The sequence below is a fragment of the Comamonas terrae genome (assembly GCF_001544075.1).
In the GTDB taxonomy this organism is placed as follows: Bacteria; Pseudomonadota; Gammaproteobacteria; order Burkholderiales; family Burkholderiaceae_C; genus Comamonas; species Comamonas terrae.
The window spans coordinates 154,163-170,514 of the sequence record NZ_BCNT01000004.1; the positions used below are offsets into that span (position 1 = coordinate 154,163).

The 16,352-nt window shown below is 66.4% G+C and carries 16 protein-coding genes; 7 read left to right on the forward strand and 9 right to left on the reverse strand.

Going from position 1 to position 16,352, the window contains the following annotated elements:
* Positions 1-30: 30 nt before the first annotated feature.
* Entirely contained in the window at positions 31-510 is a 480-nt protein-coding gene (locus tag Cte04_RS06995; RefSeq protein WP_066474441.1) for a Crp/Fnr family transcriptional regulator, read from the reverse strand.
* A 243-nt stretch (positions 511-753) separates the two neighbouring features.
* Between Cte04_RS06995 and Cte04_RS07000 the strand changes: the two genes are divergently transcribed.
* Positions 754-1,806 carry an Lnb N-terminal periplasmic domain-containing protein gene (locus tag Cte04_RS07000; RefSeq protein WP_157081872.1) on the forward strand — a complete coding sequence of 351 codons (1,053 nt, stop codon included), beginning with the start codon at positions 754-756 and terminating at the stop codon, positions 1,804-1,806.
* Between the two features lie 94 nt (positions 1,807-1,900).
* Here Cte04_RS07000 and mnmE read toward each other — a convergent pair whose 3' ends face one another.
* The 5 genes from mnmE to rpmH form a co-directional block, all read right to left on the reverse strand.
* On the reverse strand, positions 1,901-3,346 hold the full coding sequence (mnmE, locus tag Cte04_RS07005; RefSeq protein WP_066474444.1) for a tRNA uridine-5-carboxymethylaminomethyl(34) synthesis GTPase MnmE: 1,446 nt from the start codon (positions 3,344-3,346) through the stop codon (positions 1,901-1,903).
* A gap of 302 nt (positions 3,347-3,648) precedes the next feature.
* Entirely contained in the window at positions 3,649-5,364 is a 1,716-nt protein-coding gene (yidC, locus tag Cte04_RS07010) for a membrane protein insertase YidC (protein ID WP_066474447.1), read from the reverse strand.
* The gene (gene yidD / locus Cte04_RS07015; RefSeq protein ID WP_083526545.1) at positions 5,361-5,660 is read right to left on the reverse strand and encodes a membrane protein insertion efficiency factor YidD; all 300 of its coding nucleotides are present in this window, start codon (positions 5,658-5,660) and stop codon (positions 5,361-5,363) included. The genes yidC and yidD overlap by 4 nt, the downstream gene beginning before the upstream one ends.
* Positions 5,657-6,235, reverse strand: coding sequence for a ribonuclease P protein component (locus Cte04_RS07020; RefSeq protein WP_066474450.1), 579 nt, complete (start codon positions 6,233-6,235; stop codon positions 5,657-5,659). Before Cte04_RS07020 ends, yidD begins: the two co-directional genes overlap by 4 nt.
* A 64-nt stretch (positions 6,236-6,299) precedes the next feature.
* A complete protein-coding gene (gene rpmH / locus Cte04_RS07025) occupies positions 6,300-6,434 on the reverse strand; it encodes a 50S ribosomal protein L34 (RefSeq protein ID WP_012207856.1) in 135 nt (44 codons plus the stop codon).
* Between the two features lie 460 nt (positions 6,435-6,894).
* On the opposite strand from rpmH, the gene dnaA reads away from it, so the two are divergent.
* From dnaA to Cte04_RS07045, 4 genes are all read left to right on the forward strand, one after another.
* Positions 6,895-8,301 (forward strand): chromosomal replication initiator protein DnaA, encoded by a 1,407-nt coding sequence (dnaA, locus tag Cte04_RS07030; protein ID WP_066474453.1) that lies wholly within the window; start codon positions 6,895-6,897, stop codon positions 8,299-8,301.
* 189 nt (positions 8,302-8,490) lie between these two features.
* A complete protein-coding gene (gene dnaN / locus Cte04_RS07035; RefSeq protein ID WP_066474457.1) occupies positions 8,491-9,609 on the forward strand; it encodes a DNA polymerase III subunit beta in 1,119 nt (372 codons plus the stop codon).
* Positions 9,610-9,769: 160 nt separating this feature from the next.
* The gene (gene gyrB / locus Cte04_RS07040; RefSeq protein WP_066475377.1) at positions 9,770-12,346 is read left to right on the forward strand and encodes a DNA topoisomerase (ATP-hydrolyzing) subunit B; all 2,577 of its coding nucleotides are present in this window, start codon (positions 9,770-9,772) and stop codon (positions 12,344-12,346) included.
* Between the two features lie 88 nt (positions 12,347-12,434).
* Positions 12,435-12,689: a hypothetical protein gene (locus Cte04_RS07045; protein WP_066474459.1), complete on the forward strand. Its 255-nt coding sequence runs from the start codon at positions 12,435-12,437 to the stop codon at positions 12,687-12,689.
* Positions 12,690-12,720: 31 nt separating this feature from the next.
* On the opposite strand, the gene Cte04_RS07050 is transcribed toward Cte04_RS07045, so the two are convergent.
* On the reverse strand, positions 12,721-13,338 hold the full coding sequence (locus Cte04_RS07050; RefSeq protein WP_066474462.1) for a glutathione S-transferase family protein: 618 nt from the start codon (positions 13,336-13,338) through the stop codon (positions 12,721-12,723).
* A gap of 166 nt (positions 13,339-13,504) precedes the next feature.
* On the opposite strand from Cte04_RS07050, the gene Cte04_RS07055 reads away from it, so the two are divergent.
* A complete protein-coding gene (locus tag Cte04_RS07055) occupies positions 13,505-13,915 on the forward strand; it encodes a YkgJ family cysteine cluster protein (RefSeq protein WP_066474465.1) in 411 nt (136 codons plus the stop codon).
* Between the two features lie 21 nt (positions 13,916-13,936).
* The gene (locus tag Cte04_RS07060) at positions 13,937-14,179 is read left to right on the forward strand and encodes an ATP-binding protein (RefSeq protein ID WP_066474469.1); all 243 of its coding nucleotides are present in this window, start codon (positions 13,937-13,939) and stop codon (positions 14,177-14,179) included.
* Positions 14,180-14,189: 10 nt separating this feature from the next.
* Here Cte04_RS07060 and Cte04_RS07065 read toward each other — a convergent pair whose 3' ends face one another.
* Together Cte04_RS07065 and Cte04_RS07070 are read right to left on the reverse strand one after the other, a co-directional pair.
* Complete coding sequence (locus Cte04_RS07065; protein ID WP_066474472.1) at positions 14,190-15,587, reverse strand: sensor histidine kinase; 1,398 nt, start codon at positions 15,585-15,587, stop codon at positions 14,190-14,192.
* Complete coding sequence (locus Cte04_RS07070) at positions 15,587-16,291, reverse strand: response regulator transcription factor (RefSeq protein ID WP_066474474.1); 705 nt, start codon at positions 16,289-16,291, stop codon at positions 15,587-15,589. Before Cte04_RS07070 ends, Cte04_RS07065 begins: the two co-directional genes overlap by 1 nt.
* Positions 16,292-16,352: the final 61 nt, after the last annotated feature.

Consider the following 16,352-nt stretch of genomic DNA (forward strand, 5'->3'; position numbering starts at 1 on the left):
CCTTCACGGCGCGCCGCACTGCCGCGCAGCTCAGGTGCTTGCCACGCGGCGGCGGCTGTCGGCGGCGCGGCGGGCCAGCACCTGGCCGGCCATGGTGACCAGGGCCAGCGCCACGGCGGGCTGGCGGTTGGAGAGTTCGGAAAAGCGCAGCGCCGTCAGGCACCACAGGCGGCTCGGCGCCGCGGCCTGCACCGTGGAGCGGCGCGGGCGGTGGGCGAAGAACGCGCCCTCGCCGACCAGCGAGCCCGGCCCCACCAGCGCCAGCCGGATGCGCTCCTTGGCGTCCTGGTAGTGCACGCTCAGCGAGCCGGATTCGACCAGGTAGAGGTTGCGGTCCAGCGCGCCTTCGGCAAACAGCACCTCGCTGGCGGCCAGATGGACCGGAACCAGATACGGCGCCAGCAACTCCCACTGGGCCGCGCTGGGCAGGTTCTGCGCGCCGTCGGGCGCCACCGTCGAAGTCATTGCCTGCACCAGTGCCGACAAATCAGCTGGGGTTGAAGTGGACATGGGAATCTGGTTCTCGAAACAAACGGATCCGCCAATTGCAACGCATTGGCGCCATAGCAGGCGCATGCTAAGCGAGAGCGGCGCCCGCGCCAATCCCGCGGGCCGCATTTGTGCGCCCCGGCTTGCATCCGGCGGCCGTTGCGCTCAGAGTCGGGCCACGGGCACGGTGCCAGACAGGGCCGCCCGCCGTCCGTCCTGCCGCCTGCCTCGACTGCCCGCCAGGGCCTTGCCATGCGCCTTTCCATGAGCCTTTTGCTGCTGTTTGCCACTGTTGTGCTGGCGCTCTGGGGCACCGGCTTGATCTGGTTCCAGGGACCGGGGCGCGCCGGACGGCGCACGGCGCTGGCGGCCCTGTGGCTGGCATGGCTGGGCGGCTGCGTGCTGTGGGGCTGGAGCCCGCAGCGCATGGCCACGGCCTGGGGCCTGTGGCTGGCCAGCCTGGCGGCCATGCTGTGCTGGTGGTCCGGCCTGCGGCCCAGCAATGCGCGCGACTGGGCCGACGATGTGGCGCGGCCGCTGCACATGCAGCCGCTGGGCCCGTGGAGCCGCGGCCGCCAGCGCCTGGCGCTGGAGCGGGTGCGCAACTTCCGCTGGCGCAGCGAGGCGGACTACGACCCGCGCTGGGAGCGGCGCAGCTACGACCTGGCGCGCCTGGCCAGCGTGGACGTGGCCGCCTCGTACTGGATGGGCCCGGCCATCGCGCACACGCTGGTGAGCTTCGGCTTCGACGACGGCGAGCAGCTGGTGTTCTCCATCGAGATCCGCAAGCGGCGCGGCGAACAGTTCAATGCGCTGGCCGGGTTCTTCCGCCGCTACGAGCTGGCGCTGGTCGCGGCCGACGAGCGCGACATCCTGGCCGTGCGCACCAATGTGCGCGGCGAGCAGGTGCATCTGTACCGCGTGGCCACGCCCCGGGAGGTGATGCGCGAGCTGTTCGTGGCCTATGCGCGCGAGGCCGAGGCGCTGCGCGGGCAGCCGCGCTTTTACAACACGCTCACCGCCAACTGCACCACCATCGTCTGGCAGCTGGCGCGGCGCGTGGGTGCCCGGCTGCCGCTGGACTGGCGCCTGCTGGCCTCGGGCTACCTGCCCGAATACCTGCGCGACCTGGGCGTGCTCACGCCGGGCCATACGCTGGAGCAGCTGCGCGCCGCCGGCGACATCACGGCCCGGGCCAGGGCCTGGGTGGCGCCGCCGCAGGCCGACGACCGGGCGGCAGGCATTGCCTTCTCGCGCGCCATCCGCGCGGGCATGCCGCCACTGCCTGCGCAGGCGACGGAGAATACTCCCGAATAAGGAGCTGCCAGCGCAGGCCGATCCTGCATTTCAGACAGAAAGCCACCTGAAATCCTGGTATGGCAGGCGCCAGAAGCTCCTGCAACCAGAGCAACTACTTGCCGATGCAGAACGAGCTGAAGATCACACCCAGCAAATCGTCCGAGCTGAATTCGCCGGTGATGGAGTTGAGCGCCACCTGGGCCAGGCGCAGCTCCTCGGCCAGCAGGTCCAGGTGCGCGGCATGGGCGGCCAGCTGCTCGTCGGCCATTTCCAGATGGGCGGCCACGGCCTGCAGCGCCTCCACGTGGCGGGCGCGGGCCAGGTACAGGCCTTCGGGCGCGGATTGCCAGCCGGCCACTTCCAGCAGGCTGCGGCGCAACGCGTCCAGGCCTTCGCCCGTGCGGGCCGACAGCGCCAGCTGCCGCGCATCGCCCTCCTGGGCCGACATGCAGCGCCGCAGCAGGCCGTCTGCCGCCATGTCGGTCTTGTTCCAGACCGTGATCACCGGCACCTGGGGCGGCAGCTTGCGCTTCAGGGTCCGGGCGATCTCGGCATCGGCGGCCAGGTAGTCGGCCTGGTCCATGCGCGTGAGATCGTGCAGGAACAGCACGGCATCGGCGCCGGCGATCTCGTCCCAGGCGCGCGCGATGCCGATGCGCTCGACCTCGTCGTCGCTGTCGCGCAGGCCCGCGGTGTCGATCACATGCAGGGGCACGCCCTCGATCTGTATGGTCTGCTGCACCTTGTCGCGCGTGGTCCCGGCGATCGGCGTGACGATGGCCAGCTCGGCCCCGGCCAGCGCGTTGAGCAGCGAGCTCTTGCCCGCATTGGGCTGGCCCGCGATCACCACCTTGATGCCCTCGCGCAGCAGCGCGCCCTGGTGGGCGCGGGCCAGCACGGCCGACACCTGGGCGCGCAGCCGCTCGAGCTGGCCGAAGGCATCGGCCTTCTGCAGAAAGTCGATTTCCTCCTCGGGAAAGTCCAGCGTGGCTTCCACCAGCATGCGCAAATGCACCAGCGCCTCGCGCAGCACGCCGATTTCCTGCGAGAAAGCGCCCGACAGCGAGCGGCTGGCGCTGCGCGCCGCGGCCTCGGTGCTGGCGTCGATCAGGTCGGCAATGGCCTCGGCCTGGGCCAGGTCGATCTTGTCGTTGAGGAAGGCGCGCTCGGTGAACTCGCCGGGCTGGGCCAGGCGCAGGCCGGGCAGGATGGCATGGCCTGCGGCTTCCGGAGACTCATCCGGCGCCTGCGCGGCCTCCAGGCAGCGCGCCAGCAGCAGCTGCAGCACCACGGGGCCGCCATGCGCCTGCAGCTCCAGCACGTCCTCGCCCGTATAGCTGTGCGGACCGGGAAAGTAGAGGGCCAGGCCATGGTCGATGGGCGTGCCCCGGGCATCCCGGAACGGCAGGTACGTCGCCTCGCGCGGCTTCAGGTCCTTGCCGCACAGCGCGCGCACCAGCGGCGCAATGCCCTTGCCCGAGACCCGCACGATGCCCACGGCGCCGCGCCCGGGCGCGGTGGCGATGGCGGCGATCGGATCGTTGTGGCGGGGCAGCATGGCGGGGCGTTCTTTCGGGGCTGGCAGGCCGCCCCAGGAGGTGCGGCCGCGGATCGGGAGTGCAGGTGCGGTATTGGCCGCGATGATAGCCCGCATGCCGGCGCCGGGCGCCTGTAGGGCATATCGGCGCCGGCCTGGCGCTATGCAAACCAAAGCTGACTGCGCACGCCATCATTGGCTTTCCGGCCAAAAATCCCATGAAACAAAGGGCTGTCCCGCGCCGGCTGCTCTCTTTTTTCAAGGTACCCATGAAAAAAGCCGCCACCTTCGCAGGTGGCGGCTTCGCGTTTCGGGCGGCAGGTTTACTTGCCTTCGGCAGCCTTGCCGAACTTGGGCAGGTTGAACTGCGGCGGCACGCCCATGCGCTTGTTGATGATCCACTGCTGGGCGATGGACAGGATGTTGTTCGTCAGCCAGTACAGCACCAGGCCGGCCGGGAAGAAGAAGAACATCACGCTGAACATCAACGGCATGATCCACATCATCTTGGCCTGCATCGGATCCGGCGGAGCGGGGTTCAGGGCCGTCTGCAGCAGCGAGGACAGCGTCATCAGCAGCGGCAGGATGAAGAAGGGATCGGGCGAGGACAGGTCGTGGATCCAGCCGATCCACGGCGCATTGCGGATTTCCACGCTGGACTGCAGCACCCAGTACAGGGCCATGAAGACCGGGATCTGGATCACTATGGGCAGGCAGCCGCCCATGGGGTTGACCTTCTCCTCGCGGTAGATGCGCATCATCTCCTGCTGCATCTGCTGGGGCTTGTCCTTCAGGCGCTCGCGCATTTCCTGGATGCGCGGGTTGATGGCCTTCATCTTGGCCATGGACGCGTAGGCCTTGGCGTTGAGCCAGTAGAAGGCGATCTTGAGCAGCAGCACCAGGGCCACGATGGACCAGCCCCAGTTGCCGATGAACTTGTGCAGCTCCGACAGCAGCCAGTACAGCGGCTTGGCCAGGATGGTCAGCCAGCCATAGTCCTTGACCAGCTCCAGGCCGGGCGACAGCGACTCCAGCATGGGCTCGATCTGCGGGCCGCTGAACAGGCGCGCGCCGATGGTCTTGGTCTGGCCGGGCGCCAGCGTGCCCACGGGCGTGATCATGCCCACGGCGTAGAGGTTGTCGCCCACCTTGCGCACGAAGTTGTCGCGCTGCGTGCCGTCGGCCAGCAGCCAGGCGCTGGCGAAGTAGTGCTGCACCATGGCCACATAGCCGTTGGTGGAGGACTTGTCGACCTCGGCCTTGCCGCTGGCGATGTCCTTGAACTCCACCTTGTGGTATTTCTTGGCTTCGGTGTAAACGGCCGGGCCCGTGAAGGTCGAGTAGAAGCTGGACTCATGCTCGGGCTTGTTGCCGTCGCGCACCAGCTGCAGGTACAGCTGAGGGCTCACGGGCGCAGTGCCGGTGTTGACCACGTCGTGCTGCACGTCGATGACGTAGGAGCCGCGCTTCAGGGTATAGGTCTTGACCAGCTTCACGCCGCCCAGGTCGGCGGACTCGAAGCGCACCTGCACCGAATCCTGGCCGTCCTTGAGCTCGCGCTCGCCGGGCACCACGGTCATGGGTGTCTTGTGCGTGGGGAAGTTGCCGCCGATCAGGCCGGTCTGGCCCACGTAGACGCGCCTGGCGTTCTCCTCGAACAGCTCCATGCGCTTGCTCTTGTCGGTGGTGTCGTCGTACTTGAGCAGTTCGGAAGCCTTCAGCGTGCCGCCTTCGCTGTCGAAGGTCAGGCGCATCACGTCGCTGGCAACGGTCACATCCTGGCGGGGCGTGGCGGGAGCTGCGGCAGGGGCCGCCGCGGCGGGCGCGCTGCCCGGCACGTCGCCGGCCGACGCCACAGCCGCCTGGGGCACGCTGGCATCCGCGGGCTTGGCGGCATTGCCGGCCGCGGGCGCGCTGGCCGTCTGGGGCGCGGGGAAGAAGGTGGGCTTGTTGCCATTATGGATTTGCCACTTGTCCCAGAGCAAAACCATGGAAAAGCCAAATATCACCCACAGTATGGTGCGGCGAATATCGTTCATGAAGACTTCTTAGGTGAGGAAGATGGGGTGGTGGCGCCAGAGTCCAGGCCTGCATCCAGGAAGGAGAACAGCCTGGGCTTTTGCTGGGGCACAGGGTCATGCCCTCCGTCGCACCACGGATGGCAGCGCGCCAGCCGGCGCACCGTCAGATAAGAGCCTACCGCAGCGCCGTGTTGCTCCAGCGCTTGAAGGGAATAGGCCGAGCAGGTCGGCTCGAACCGGCAAGCCGAGCCCAGCCAGGGACTGAGCAGCAGGCGGTAGCCGCGCACCAGGGCCATGAGCAGACGCTGCATCATGGCGCTGCGCCCTCCCCAGGCGCTACCAGTTTGCAAGCATCTTGTGCTTTCTGCTCAAGGCTTGGGGCCGGTTCTTGAATATTTTCTGGCGCGCCTGCAAGGGCGTCGGCGGCTTGCGCGCTTTCAGCATTCGCGCGCGCGATGCGGCGCACGGCGGCGGAGAACAGCTGCTGCAGCTCGCTGCGCACGGCCGCCTTGAGCGCGTCCGAAGTGGCGCTGACAAATTGCTTGCGATCGAAGCCCGCGCGCAGCCGCACCACATGCGCGGCGCATTGCAGCGCGGCCTCGTGCTCGCTGGCCACGGCCTGGATCTGGCGCTTGATCGTGTGGCGCGTGACCGAGCGGCGTGCCCAGCGCTTGGGCACCATGGCGCCCAGCCAGGCCTGCCGGCGCACCGCGCCAATGCCAAACAGGGCCTGCGGATCCTGAGATCCGGGCCCTGTCATGGGGTGGGCGGCCATGTCGCCGGCATCGGGCAGCAGCACCATGCGGTGCAGCGCGAAATGCGGCGTGCGGGCAATCGTGCCCGCCGACAGGGTCGCCTGGAATTGCGGACGCGTTTTCAGCCGTTGCATACCGATACCCCTGTGCAGGGGCCGTCAACACAGCGAAGGAGCAGACCGCCGAGCAAATCCGGCCTTAGACGGCCAGGCGCTTGCGACCCTTGGCGCGGCGAGCGTTGATCACGGCGCGGCCACCCTTGGTCTTCATGCGCACCAGGAAACCGTGGGTACGGGCGCGGCGGGTCTTGGAGGGCTGGTAAGTACGTTTCATGTTGGTTCCTTGAGAAGGTTCAGTATTTGCACGGCCTGCGACGACACTGTCGATGCCCTTGGCCGCCATACCCCGAAGGTACGGCCGGCGCAAAAGCATCCGGTTGGCGCAGGCCCTGTCTATTTCGGCCCGGCGCGTCCAGGGCACGATTTGCACGTGCCCAAACAGGCGCCCGACCCATATCACCCTGAACACATTCAGGGAAACCCGCGATTATCACAGTGTTGGGCCTTTGATGCAATGACCCCAGAACTTGCTAAGAACGGCTGCGCGCCCGCGTCAAGCCCTGTGCATGTGTCGCGGTTTCTTTACAAACAGGCCGCCTCCGATCCATTAGGATGTGCAGCCTATCCCGCACCGCACCGGGGGACAGCATCCTGATATTTTGTGGATAACTTCCGCAAAAGCTACAATGGCAGCCCCGTAACTGTTCCTCCTATCCACAACTAGACTTTTGACAATGACAGAGGAACCTACCAACGACGCAGGCCAGGCCCTGTGGCAAGTCTGCGTTGAGCAACTGGGTCAGGAGCTGCCGGAGCAGCAATTCAACACCTGGATCAAGCCGCTGACGGCACAAGTGGCCGAAGACTTCTCCAAGGTCACGGTGTATGTGGCCAACCGCTTCAAACTCGACTGGATCCGCGCGCAATATGCGGGCCGCATCTCGGCCATGCTGGAGTCCCTGTACGGCCAGCCCGTGACGCTGGAGTTGGCGCTCGCTCACCGAGAAAGCGTTGTCCGCACCTATGTGCGCCCACCCTCGGGCGAGCGCCACGCGCCGCCCGAGACCGTGGCCGTCGCCGTGCCCACGGTCAGCCCCGAGGAAACGGCCGCGCCGGTCTTCCGCACCCGCCTGAACCCCGCCCTCACCTTCGAGACGCTGGTCGAGGGTACGGCCAACCGCATGGCGCGCTCGGCCGCCATGCACGTGGCGGGCTCGCCCGGCCACCTGTACAACCCGCTGTTCATCTACGGCGGCGTGGGCCTGGGCAAGACCCACCTGGTGCATGCCGTGGGCAACAAGCTGCTGGCCGACAAGCCGGACGCCAAGGTTCTCTACATCCATGCCGAGCAGTTCGTCTCGGATGTGGTCAAGGCCTACCAGCGCCGCACCTTCGACGAATTCAAGGAGCGCTACCACTCGCTTGACCTGCTGCTGATCGACGACGTGCAGTTCTTCGCCAACAAGGACCGCACGCAGGAAGAGTTCTTCAACGCCTTCGAGGCCCTGCTGGCCAAGAAGAGCCATATCGTGATGACCTCGGACACCTACCCCAAGGGCCTGGCAAACATTCACGAACGTCTGGTATCCCGCTTCGATTCGGGCCTGACAGTCGCCATCGAGCCGCCAGAACTCGAGATGCGCGTGGCCATCCTGATCAACAAGGCGCGTGCGGAAAACGCGGAGATGCCCGAAGAAGTGGCCTTTTTCGTGGCGAAGAACGTGCGTTCCAACGTGCGCGAGCTCGAAGGCGCGCTGCGCAAGATCCTGGCCTACTCGCGCTTCAACCAGAAGGAAGTTTCCATCCAGCTGGCCCGCGAGGCGCTGCGCGATCTGCTCAGTATCCAGAATCGCCAGATTTCTGTGGAAAACATCCAGAAGACGGTGGCCGACTACTACAAGATCAAGGTCGCCGACATGTACAGCAAGAAGCGCCCGGCCAGCATTGCCCGGCCGCGCCAGATTGCCATGTACCTGGCCAAGGAGCTGACGCAAAAGAGCCTGCCCGAGATCGGCGAGCTGTTCGGCGGACGCGACCACACCACGGTGCTGCACGCGGTGCGCAAGATCGCGGGCGAGCGCCAGCAGCTGACCGAGCTGAACCAGCAGCTGCACGTGCTGGAGCAGACGCTCAAGGGATGATGGAAATGGGTCCCGGGCTGCCCAGGAAAGCGCTTTTCCCCTTGGTGCAGCCCGGTGACGAAAACTCCTCCATGAATACCGCCCGCGCACGGCAAAATGGAGGATTCACGCGGCATGAGGGAGCGTCCGCCCCATCCGGCGGATGCCGCCGCGGCAAAGCAAATGCGCACTTAAATAACTGAGGTTGACATGATCGTCCTGAAAGCCACACAAGACAAAGTTCTAGCGGTCCTGCAATCGGTGTCCGGCATTGTCGAGCGCCGCCACACCCTGCCCATTCTGGCGAACGTGCTGATCAAGAAGACCGGCAACGCCATGCAGCTGACGACCAGCGACCTGGAAATCCAGATCCGCACCACGGCCGAACTCGGCGGCGACACCGGCGACTTCACCACCACCGTGGGCGCGCGCAAGCTGATCGACATCCTCAAGACCATGCCCGGCGACCAGACCGTGAGCCTGGAGACCCAGCAGTCCAAGATGGTCCTGAAGGGCGGCAAGAGCCGCTTCACGCTGCAGACCCTGCCGGCCGAGGACTTCCCGCTGGTGCAGGAATCGGCCGCCTTCGGCCCCGCGTTCAGCGTGCCCCAGAAGGTGCTCAAGGACCTGCTGGGCCAGGTCTCGTTCGCCATGGCCGTGCAGGACATCCGCTACTACCTCAACGGCATCCTGTTCGTGGCCGAGGGCAAGCAGCTGTCGCTGGTGGCCACCGACGGCCACCGCCTGGCCTGGGCCAGCGCAACGCTGGACGTGGAAGTGCCCAAGCAGGAAGTGATCCTGCCGCGCAAGACCGTGCTGGAGTTGCAGCGCCTGCTGTCGGATGCCAGCGGCGACAACCAGCCCGTGATCGAGATGCAGTTCGCGAACAACCAGGCCAAGTTCACCTTCGGCGGCATGGAGTTCGTGACCAAGCTGGTCGAGGGCAAGTTCCCCGACTACAACCGCGTCATCCCGCGCAACCACACCAACAGCGTGACCCTGGGTCGCGCCCCGCTGCTGGCCAGCCTGCAGCGCACGGCCATCATGACCAGCGACAAATTCAAGGGCGTGCGCCTGACGGTGGAGCCCGGCACGCTGCGTGTGGCGTCCAACAATGCCGAGCAGGAAGAGGCCATGGACGAGCTCGACATCGACTACGGCGGCGACACCATCGAGATCGGCTTCAACGTGACCTACCTGATCGACGTGCTCTCCAACATGAGCCAGGACATGGTGAAGATCGACCTGCAGGACGGCAACAGCTCGGCGCTGATCACCATCCCCGAGAACGACAGCTTCAAGTACGTCGTCATGCCCATGCGCATCTGACCGCATCGCACCGCACGGGCAACCGCACGACGGACTTCTACTGCCTGAAAAACATGAGCTGCTTGCGCTCGCCCAGTAATGTTTTCAGGCAGGTTTTCATTTGAAAGTTATGCATGGCAGGCGCCACCAGCTCCTGTTATTGCAGCACCAAGGCATATTCATGACGGCAGAAAACCAGCCAGATACCCAGATCACCGCTCCCGCAGGGGATGAGCACGGCTATGGCGAAGGCTCGATCCAGATCCTCGAGGGGCTGGAGGCCGTGCGCAAGCGCCCCGGCATGTACATCGGCGACACCTCCGACGGCACCGGTCTGCACCACCTGGTCTTCGAAGTCGTGGACAACTCGATCGACGAGGCCCTGGCCGGCTATTGCGACGACATCCTGGTCACCATCCACGCCGACGGCTCGCTGTCCGTCATCGACAACGGCCGCGGCATTCCCACCGGCGTGAAGATGGACGACAAGCACGAGCCCAAGCGCTCGGCCGCCGAAATCGCGCTGACCGAACTGCACGCGGGCGGCAAGTTCAACCAGAACAGCTACAAGGTTTCGGGCGGCCTGCACGGCGTGGGCGTGTCCTGCGTGAACGCGCTGTCCGTCTGGCTCAAGCTCACCGTCAGCCGCGACGGCCTGCGCCACGAGATCGACTTCTCGCGCGGCCATGTGCAAAACCGCCTGATCGAGGTGGTGGACGGCGTCGAGGTCTCGCCCATGCGCGTGGTCGGCGAAAGCGACAAGCGCGGCACCAAGGTGCACTTCCTGCCCGACCAGGACATCTTCAAGGAAAACTTCGAGTTCCGCTACGAAGTGCTGGCCAAGCGCCTGCGCGAACTGTCCTTCCTGAACAACGGCGTGCGCATCCGGCTCAAGGACGAGCGCGACGGCAAGGAAGACGACTTCTCGGGCGCCGGCGGCGTCAAGGGCTTCGTGCAGTTCATCAACGGCACCAAGAAGGTGCTGCACCCCACGACCTTCCACGCCATCGGCTCGCGCCCCGCGGAAACCTACGGCGGCATTCCCGGCACCGAGATCGGCGTCGAAGTGGCCATGCAGTGGAACGACAGCTATGCCGAGCAGGTGCTGTGCTTCACCAACAACATCCCCCAGCGTGACGGCGGCACCCACCTGACCGGCCTGCGCGCCGCCATGACGCGCGTGATCGGCAAGTACATCGAGCAGAACGAACTGGCCAAGAAGGCCAAGGTCGAAGTCTCGGGCGACGACATGCGCGAAGGCCTGTGCGCCGTGCTATCCGTCAAGGTGCCCGAGCCCAAGTTCTCCAGCCAGACCAAGGACAAGCTGGTCAGCTCCGAAGTGCGCGCCCCCGTGGAAGACATCGTGGCCAAGAGCCTGACCGACTTCCTCGAAGAGAACCCCAACGACGCCAAGACCCTGTGCGGCAAGATCATCGAGGCCGCGCGCGCCCGCGAAGCCGCGCGCAAGGCCCGCGAAATGACGCGCCGCAAGGGCGTGCTCGACGGCATGGGCCTGCCCGGCAAGCTGGCCGACTGCCAGGAAAAAGACCCGGCGCTGTGCGAAATCTACATCGTCGAGGGCGACTCCGCCGGCGGCTCCGCCAAGCAGGGCCGCGACCGCAAGTTCCAGGCCATCCTGCCGCTGCGCGGCAAGATCCTGAACGTGGAAAAGGCCCGCTACGAGAAGCTGCTGTCCAGCCAGGAAATCATCACCCTGATCACCGCCCTGGGCACCGGCATCGGCAAGGCCAGCGAGGAATCGGGCAAGAGCAGCAGCGACGACTACAACCCCGACAAGCTGCGCTACCACCGCATCATCATCATGACCGACGCGGACGTGGACGGCGCCCACATCCGCACCCTGCTGCTGACCTTCTTCTACCGCCAGATGCCCGACCTGGTCGAGCGCGGCCACATCTACATCGCCCAGCCGCCGCTGTACAAGGTCAAGAACGGCAAGGAAGAGCTGTACCTCAAGGATGGCCCGGCCCTCAACCACTACCTGCTCAAGATCGCGCTGAACAACGCCAGCGTGAGCACCGGCGGCGCCAACCCGCGCACCATCGAGGGCGAGGAACTGGCCAGGCTGGCCGACATGCACCTGGCCGCCGAAATGGTCATCGAGCGCCTGTCCAACTTCATGGACGCCGAAGCCTTGCGCGCCATCGCCGACGGCGTGCAGATCAGGCTCGACACCATCGAGGAAGCCCAGGAATGCGCCCCCATCCTGGAGGCCAAGCTGCGCGAACTCACCACCACCGGCGTGCCCGCCGACGTGACGGCCGAGATCGACCCGCACAGCGAGCACCCCATCCTGCGCATCAGCCGCCACCACCACGGCAACATCAAGAGCTCCATCCTCACGCAGGAGTTCGTGCGCAGCCATGACTACGCGGCCCTGTCCGCGGAGGCGCAGCACTTCAACGGCCTGCTCTCCGAAGGCGCCAGGGCCACGCGCGGCGAAGGCGAAAAGGCCAAGTCCGAGAAGGTGGGCGACTTCCGCCAGGCCATGGCCTGGCTGATCTCCGAAGCCGAACGCACCACGGCGCGCCAGCGCTACAAGGGCCTGGGCGAAATGAACCCCGAGCAGCTGTGGGAAACCACCATGGACCCCAATGTCCGCAGCCTGCTGCAGGTCAAGATCAACGACGCCATCGAGGCCGACCGCGTGTTCACCATGCTCATGGGCGACGAGGTCGAGCCGCGCCGCGACTTCATCGAGACCAATGCGCTGCGGGCGGGGAATATCGACGTTTGAGTCTCTGAACAAACGGACATCTGCAAAACCCCACACGGCCACCCACAGGTGGCCGTTTTTTTTTATTTCTTGGCCTACACCGTACTCCATGCTTGCCATGGCCCCTGCTATCTCTGACTTCCTGCACAGCCAGCAAGCACTGGCCGACGCCCCACTGGCAGCGGAAGACGAGGCATCCGTTCAGTGGACATGCCGAGGCCGCAAGCAGATGCATGGGGATGGCAATGGGTGGTGGTTGGCGATGGGGAGCGCGCCCCTGCCGTTCCAGGGCATCGGCCATGCGCGCCGCGAGGGCAATGCCTACGCCCGGGTGCCGACAAAGTTCGGCCCGCTGCAACGCTGAGCGGACTCCGGGCGAACGATTCGCCGGGCAATCAGCCCAGCTTCCGCACCGAAGCCCTGGCTTTCACCCGCTCGAAGTGGGCCGCCACGCGCGGAAACTCGGCGATGTCCACGCCGTCACCCTGGAGCCAGCCGGCGACGGTGTACAGATAGCCGTCGGCCACGGTGAACTGCTCGCCCATCACCCAGGTCTTGTCGCCCAGGTAGTGCTGCTCGATCACGGCAAAGCAGTCGCGCATGTTCTGCGGTACCTTGGCGCGCATGCCGGCCTGGGCGGCCTCGTCGTCGGCCCAGCGCGAGGCGCGCGGGCGGTGGGCATGGGCGATGTGCACGGTGGATGCCAGATACGCATTGAACTCCTGCAGCTGCGCCAACGCGAAGGGATCGTGAAGCGGCGCCAGATTGGCCTGGGGATGGGTCTGCGCCACGTACAGCAGCAGCGCGGGAACCTCGGTCAGCACGCCGCGCTCTGTGACCAGCGCGGGCACGCGGCCCTTGGGGTTGATGGCCAGGTATTCGGGGCTGCGCTGCTGGTTGTCGGCAAAGCTCAGCGTCTTGAGCGTGAATTGCGCGCCGGCTTCATGCAGCGCGATGAGCACGGCCTGCGCGCAGGTGCCGGCAGCGTAGTACAGCGTGAGTGGGGTAGCCAAGATCCGTCCCCTGTGTTGATCAGCCGCCCAGTGTAGGGCGTGCACCGCTGCGGTGCCCGGCTCCGAATTCCCTGGCCGCGGCCTGCACATGGCGGCCGCGGCGGGCAGGGGTGGCCGTCTCGTGGCAGCATCGCTTTCTTGTTGATGCGCCGACCCGAAACCCCGAATGAAATCCTCCATCCGCATCGTCGATGTAGACCGGCTCGAGACCTGGAGCAAATACCGAAGCGGCCTGTGCGACAGCTGCGCGGCCAACTGCTGCACCATGCCGCTGGAAGTGCGGCTGTCGGACCTTGTGCGCCTGGAGCTGGTCGACCCCTTCGAGGTGGAGAACGTGGACCCCAAGCTGATCGCCCGGCGGCTGCTCAAGGCCCGGCTGATCGACCACTACAACCCCAAGCACAACATCTTCACCATGGCGCGGCGCGCCAGCGGCGACTGCAATTTCCTGGACGAGAAGACGCGGCGCTGCACGGTGTACGACAAGCGCCCCGAGACCTGCCGCCTGCACCCGCAGAAAAAGAGCCCCAAGCCGGGTTTCTGCGCCTACGGCGCCAATGCGCTGCAGCGCCGCTGAACCCAACACGCGCCGCATCCCATGCACGCCCCGCGCAAGGCCCTGCCCGAAGTCGATACCCAGCGCTGCACCGGCTGCGGCTGGTGCGTGGGCGTCTGCCCACCCCATGTGCTGTCGCTGCAGGTGCAGGGCACGGACCGCTTCGGCCCCAAGCGCTCAGTGCTGCACGATGCGCCCGGCTGCACGGGCTGCGCGCTGTGCGCGGTGCGCTGCCCCTTCGATGCCATCCGCATGGTGCGCAGGGATGCGCTGAAAGCGGATTGATCCAGGCGGGTCAATCCGCCAGCGCCGGCAGCCAGATGCGGGCCATGAGCCCGGGATGCAGGTTGTGAAAGCTGAGCCTGCCGCCATGCAGCTGCACGATGGCCAGCACGCTGGCCAGGCCCAGCCCGTAGCCCTGCCGGTCCGAGTCCGCGCGGTAAAAGCGCGTGGTCATGTGCTCCATGGTCTGCGGGTCCACGCCCTGCCCCTTGTCCTGCACGGTGATCTCCACGCCCCAGGCACCGCCTTCGGCGCCGTGCTCGTGCGCCATGCCGGCATGCAGCAGCACGTCGCAGCCATGCTCGCTGTGGGGGACGGCGCCGTACTTGATGGCGTTGTCCACCAGGTTCGCCACGGCGCTGGCGATCAGATCGCCATCGCCCAGGGCCACGGGCTCGCCCTGGGTGTCCAGCTGCATGATGCCGCCGCTGTCTTCCACCAGGGGCTGGTAGAACTCCAGCACGTCGATCAGCAGGGCCTTGAGGTCCACCGGCGCGAAGTTCTTGCGGCTGGCGCCGCTTTCCACCTCGGCGATCTGCAGCAGCTTGTCGAACACCACGCCGAGTTCGGCCACCTCCTGCGCCACGGCGGCCAGCGTGGCCGACTGCTCGGCCACCGGCGCCTGCTGGGCGTTGCGCAGCCGCAGCAGGATGCGCGTGAGCGGCGTGCGCAGGTTGTGCGCAATGGTGTTGGAGACGTGGCGTATGCCTTCCATCAGCTGCTCGAGGCGGTCGAGCATGGTGTTGATGTCCTTGTTGAGCAGCGTGAACTCGTCCTCGCGCCCGCTGGTGGGAATGCGCTGGCGCAGGTCGCCGGCGGCCACGCGGGCCATGGTGCTGCGGATGTCGACGGCGCGCTCGTCCACCACGCGGCGGAACACCAGCGCCCCCACCACGGCCATGGCCAGGGCCGCCAGCGCGGCCAGCAGGCTGGCCTGGCCGAACAGGTCTTCCATGTCGCGCTGCAGCTGCATGTCGCTGCCCACGGCCAGCAGGTCGCCGTTGGGCAGCTCGGCCACGCCCACGCGGCCGGTCACCACCTTGCCGTTGCGCATGACCTTGAGCTCGCGCACGCCCATGGTGGTCAGGCGCCGGGTGCGCAGCAGGTCGGCATTGCCGACGATGGGCGTGCCGTCGGAGTGCATCAGGATGATGATTTCCGTATCGGTGTCCACGCCGTCGCGCAGCGTCTGGTTGATCTCGTTTTCCAGCGCGGCCGGGCCGTATTTGATCGAGTGCTCCATGAGGCGGCGCAGGTGGATTTCCGCCTGCTTGTCCAGCCGCGCGCGCACCACGCCCACGGTCTGCACGTAGAACACCGACAGCACGATGCACATGGTCAGCACCATGAGGCCGCCGTAGCTCAGCGCCAGCCGGAATGCCAGCGAGCTCCAGGGTTTGGCCAGCGCCATCACGCCACCTCGGGCAAGTCCTGCGGTCTGTCGGAGAGGCTGTAGCCCACGCCGCGCACCGTGTGGATCAGCGCCGGCTCGAAGCCCTTGTCCACCTTGCTGCGCAAGCGGCTGATGTGCACGTCGATCACGTTGGTCTGCGGATCGAACCGGTAGTCCCAGACCGATTCCAGCAGCATGGTGCGCGTGACGATCTGGTGCGCATGCTGCATGAGAAAGGCCAGCAGGCGGAATTCGCGCGGCTGCAGGGTCAGCGCCACGCCGGCGCGCTCGGCGCTGCGCGTGATCAGGTTGACGCGCAGGTCGGCCACGCGCATCTCGCGCGCCGGCGCCGGGATCTGCGCGCGCCGCACCAGGGCTTCGAGGCGGGCCGAGAGTTCGGAGAACGCAAAAGGTTTGGTCAGGTAGTCGTCGCAGCCGGCCTTGAGGCCGCGCACGCGCTCGTCGGTGGCCGACAGCGCGCTGAGCACCAGCACCGGCGTCTGCTTGCCCATGGAGCGCAGCGTCTGCAGGATCTGCAGCCCGTCGAAGCCGCCGGGCAGCATGCGGTCCAGGATGATCACGTCCCAGTTCTCGCCCACGGCCTGCGCAATGCCCTGCACGCCATCGGAGCAGACGCTGACATGCGCGCCTTGCTGACGCAGCCCTTCAGCGATGTAGCGCGCATTGAGCGCGTCGTCTTCGATGATGAGATAGCGGTACATGCGGTGTCTGTCTTTGCCCTGGGAAAGGCAGACACTATACGGCGCACCGGATTGCACTTGC